Source organism: Sulfitobacter sp., from assembly GCF_041552635.1.
Taxonomy (GTDB): Bacteria; Pseudomonadota; Alphaproteobacteria; order Rhodobacterales; family Rhodobacteraceae; genus Sulfitobacter.
In genome coordinates this window covers 1-3424 of sequence record NZ_JBFEKM010000273.1, presented here as the reverse complement: position 1 = coordinate 3424, position 3424 = coordinate 1, and the positions used below count along the sequence as shown (strand labels likewise).

At 55.5% G+C, this 3424-nt stretch carries 4 protein-coding genes; 1 reads left to right on the top strand and 3 read right to left on the bottom strand.

Annotation, left to right across the window (positions count from 1 at the left end):
• Nucleotides 1-190 precede the first annotated feature (190 nt).
• On the bottom strand, nt 191-2236 hold the full coding sequence (locus ABYT07_RS19870; RefSeq protein ID WP_372993743.1) for an FAD-dependent oxidoreductase: 2046 nt from the start codon (nt 2234-2236) through the stop codon (nt 191-193).
• 96 nt (nt 2237-2332) lie between these two features.
• Here ABYT07_RS19870 and ABYT07_RS19865 point away from each other — a divergent pair, with 96 nt between their 5' ends.
• Nucleotides 2333-2947: a TetR/AcrR family transcriptional regulator gene (locus ABYT07_RS19865; protein ID WP_372993742.1), complete on the top strand. Its 615-nt coding sequence runs from the start codon at nt 2333-2335 to the stop codon at nt 2945-2947.
• Nucleotides 2948-3052: 105 nt separating this feature from the next.
• Here the strand turns inward: ABYT07_RS19865 and ABYT07_RS19860 are convergent, their stop codons facing one another.
• Both ABYT07_RS19860 and ABYT07_RS19855 read right to left on the bottom strand, forming a co-directional pair.
• On the bottom strand, nt 3053-3223 hold the full coding sequence (locus ABYT07_RS19860; RefSeq protein ID WP_372993741.1) for a hypothetical protein: 171 nt from the start codon (nt 3221-3223) through the stop codon (nt 3053-3055).
• Between the two features lie 2 nt (nt 3224-3225).
• A partial coding sequence (locus ABYT07_RS19855; RefSeq protein ID WP_372993740.1) for a PfkB family carbohydrate kinase occupies nt 3226-3424 on the bottom strand: 199 nt, incomplete at its 5' end.

Genomic DNA, 3424 nt, shown 5'->3' with positions numbered 1-3424 from the left:
AAGAAATAAACAACGTACGCAAACGCACAACGCGCACCGGACAATATAACCCCGAATGGCGCATCAAACGTAAGCGTCCGGCCTCCTAACCACGACACGACCGAGCCAAAAACATCAAACTCAAGCAATTCTTAAACAACGCGCCATAAAAACCTCGTCGCGTTGGCTAGACGACGCATGACCGTTTCCCCTATATGTCTTTGACCAGGCGCAAGGCGTCATAGATAGCGGCGTGAGTGTTGCGAGCTGAAACCGCATCACCAATGCGGAACAGTTGAAACGTGCCGTTTTCGTTGCGCCGAATGGTCTGCGGTGCACCTGAAACCAGCGCGCCGTAATCGACCTCGCCTGCATTTGATGCGAGCGGCTTGAGTTCAAAATACAGCTCGTCCAGCGGCAGGGTCCCATAGTTCACAACAACCTGATCCACCTCAAGCTTATAGGTATGGTCGCTGTAATCAGTGCCGATCGTCGCAGTGAGGGTGTTGCCGCTGCGCGCGACCCCCGTCAGACGGCGCGTCACCGTAAAGGTCACGTCCTTGTCCTGAAGCGACCGCATATAGGGTACCAAATTCATCGCCATCACATCGGGAGAGAACGTGCGATCTGGCGTAATGATTTCAACCGAAGCACCCGCGTTTGCGGCCACTTCGGCAGCTTGCAGAGCAGCATGATCGCCGCTTTCGTCGTAGATGAGAACCTTGCCTGCCGGCTTCACATCGCCTGAAATGATATCCCACGAGGATACAACATGCGCTTGCTCGCCTTTCTGTTCAAACAGCTCCAAATTCGGCAGCCCACCTGTTGCGACAATAACCACATCAGGGTTAAGGGCGGTGACATCATCTGCATCCGCCCATGTGTTGAAATGAAAGGTGACATCCCGTGCCGCGCATTGTGCCATGCGCCAATCGATAATCCCGATCATTTCCCGGCGGCGCTGCGATTGTGACGTCAGTCTCACTTGCCCACCCGGTGCATCGGCGGCCTCGAATACGGTCACGTCATGGCCGCGCTCTGCCGCAACGCGCGCAGCTTCAAGGCCAGCGGGACCTGCTCCAATGACCACGACCTTTTTTCTGGTCTGGGCCGCGGGAATATCATGCGGCATTGTCAATTCGCGCCCGGTGGCCGCGTTGTGGATACACAGTGCGTCGCCCGCCTGATAAATGCGGTCAAGACAGTAGGTCGCACCGACGCAGGGGCGAATGTCATCCTCGCGTCCTTCGATAATTTTACGCACGATATGCGGGTCTGCCATATGCGCACGGGTCATACCGATCATATCCAGAAGACCAGCCTGCACAGCATGGCGTGCGGTTGCCACATCGGGAATACGAGCGGCGTGGAACGTCGGCATACCCGTCGCCTTGCGGACTTCGCCAGCGAAATCAAGGTGAGGTGCAGATTTCATGCCCTGAATGGGAATCACATCGGTCATGGCGGGGTCGGTGTGGATGCGCCCCTTGATGACGTTCAAGAAATCAATCTGGCCTGTGGCTGCAATGCGTTTGGAAATCTCCAACCCTTCTTCGGGCGTGATGCCACCCTTTTGCGCTTCGTCCGCTGTGTACCGCAGGCCGACGATGAAGTCCGCACCCACCCGCTTGCGAATGGCTTCTATCACATCCATGGGAAAACGCATTCGGTTCTCAAGCGTGTCGGCCCCATATGGGCCTGTCAGATCATTCGTCAGCGGCGACCAAAACTGGTCCAGCAAGTGGCCGTAAACTTGCAATTCGATGCCGTCCATGCCGCCGGCCTGCATTCGTTCGGCGGCATCTGCAAAGTCACGAATGATCCGGTCAATATCCCAATCTTCGATCAGCTTTGGAAACGCATGATGCGCAGGTTCCCGGTGTTTGGAAGACGATACAGATGGCAACCAATCCCCTTTATTCCAGTTGGTGCGCCGCCCCAAATGGGTCAGCTGGATCATGGCCGCACAGCCATGTTCGTGCACCGCATCCGTAAGGTTCTGAATCCACAGCACAACCTCGTCCTTGTAGGCAAGGATATTGTTGAACACGGGCGGGCTATCGCGGCTCACGGCGGCTGATCCCGCAGTCATGGCAAGCGCAACACCGGCCTTGGCGCGTTCGGCATGGTAGGCGGCGTAGCGCTCTTTTGGCATGCCATCTTGCGGATAGGCTGGCTCGTGACTGGTCGTCATGATCCGATTGCGCAACGTCAGGTGCTTGAGTTGGAAAGGTTGCAACAATGGGTCGCTAGACATGGGCTGATCCTTCTCGGGCCAAAGCGTTCCTGACACGTGTGTCATGTCAACATTTTCGCTGATTGACACATCTGTCAAGTCACTTAGAACAGCGGGATGATCGATCATTCGTCAAACAGAACGCGTGCGACCCGAGAAATCTGGCTGGGTGCCGCATATGAGCTTTTCGTTTCAGAGGGTTTTGAGGCAGTGAAAGTCATGGCTTTGGCCAAAAAGCTGAACCTGACCCGCACGGGATTTTATTGGCATTTCAAGGACCTGCCGGACCTGCACGACGCCATCATTGAAATCTGGCAGACCCGCAACACCGGCATCGTTCTTGAGCGCTGCGCAGCGCCGGCGCAAAGTCTTTGCGCGGCTCTGCTTAACCTGATTGATTGTTGGATCGACAACGATCTTTTTGATGCGCCTCTGGATCTTGCGATCCGGAATTGGGCGCGCAGTGATGCCAAACTGCAAAAGCTTGTCGATCAGTCTGACGACGCCCGATTGAAGGCAGTGACCGACGTTTTCGAACGCTACGGCACGACAGCTGAAGCCGCACATTACCGCGCTTTGACAGCGATTTTGACCCAAACGGGATACTATTCAATGCATGTATCCGAACCACGACTGCAACGCGCAATTGCGGGCTGTCATTATGCCGAGATATTTGCAGGTGAACCGCCAACGCAGGCTGAGAAAGACGCTTTTCTAGACCGCCACCGCTGAAGCAGACTGCGGCCCGGACGAAGTGCCGGCAATGTTGGATCGTCCGGGCCTTAGGCCAATTTCGTCTGCGCTTTGGCAAAGTCATATATTTCGCGCAGCCTGATCTTATCCTAGCGGCTTATAGACCACTGCTTCGATTTCGCCGTTTTCCTTCATTGCGACCTGACCCGAGATAAAGACGAAATCGCCAGCCCGCATGGCGGGGGCAAATTGCAGGGCTTGTCCGCCTGCACCGGTACGGTCATCGCCAAGGCGTTCGATATTCTTGCTGCTCATGTCTAAGGTTCCTTTGGTTTTTTGAGAGTGGATTTGAAAGGGATCGGGTCAACCGCGCCATAGACTGTGGTGCATAGGGCGGCACCGCGATTTGCGGTTTCTGCGGCGTTCAGTATGTCGCCATCGCGCAGGTAGTTGGACAGAAAAATGCCGTTAAAGCAGTCACCTGCGCCGGTTGCGTCTATGGCCGTTACCTTGGTT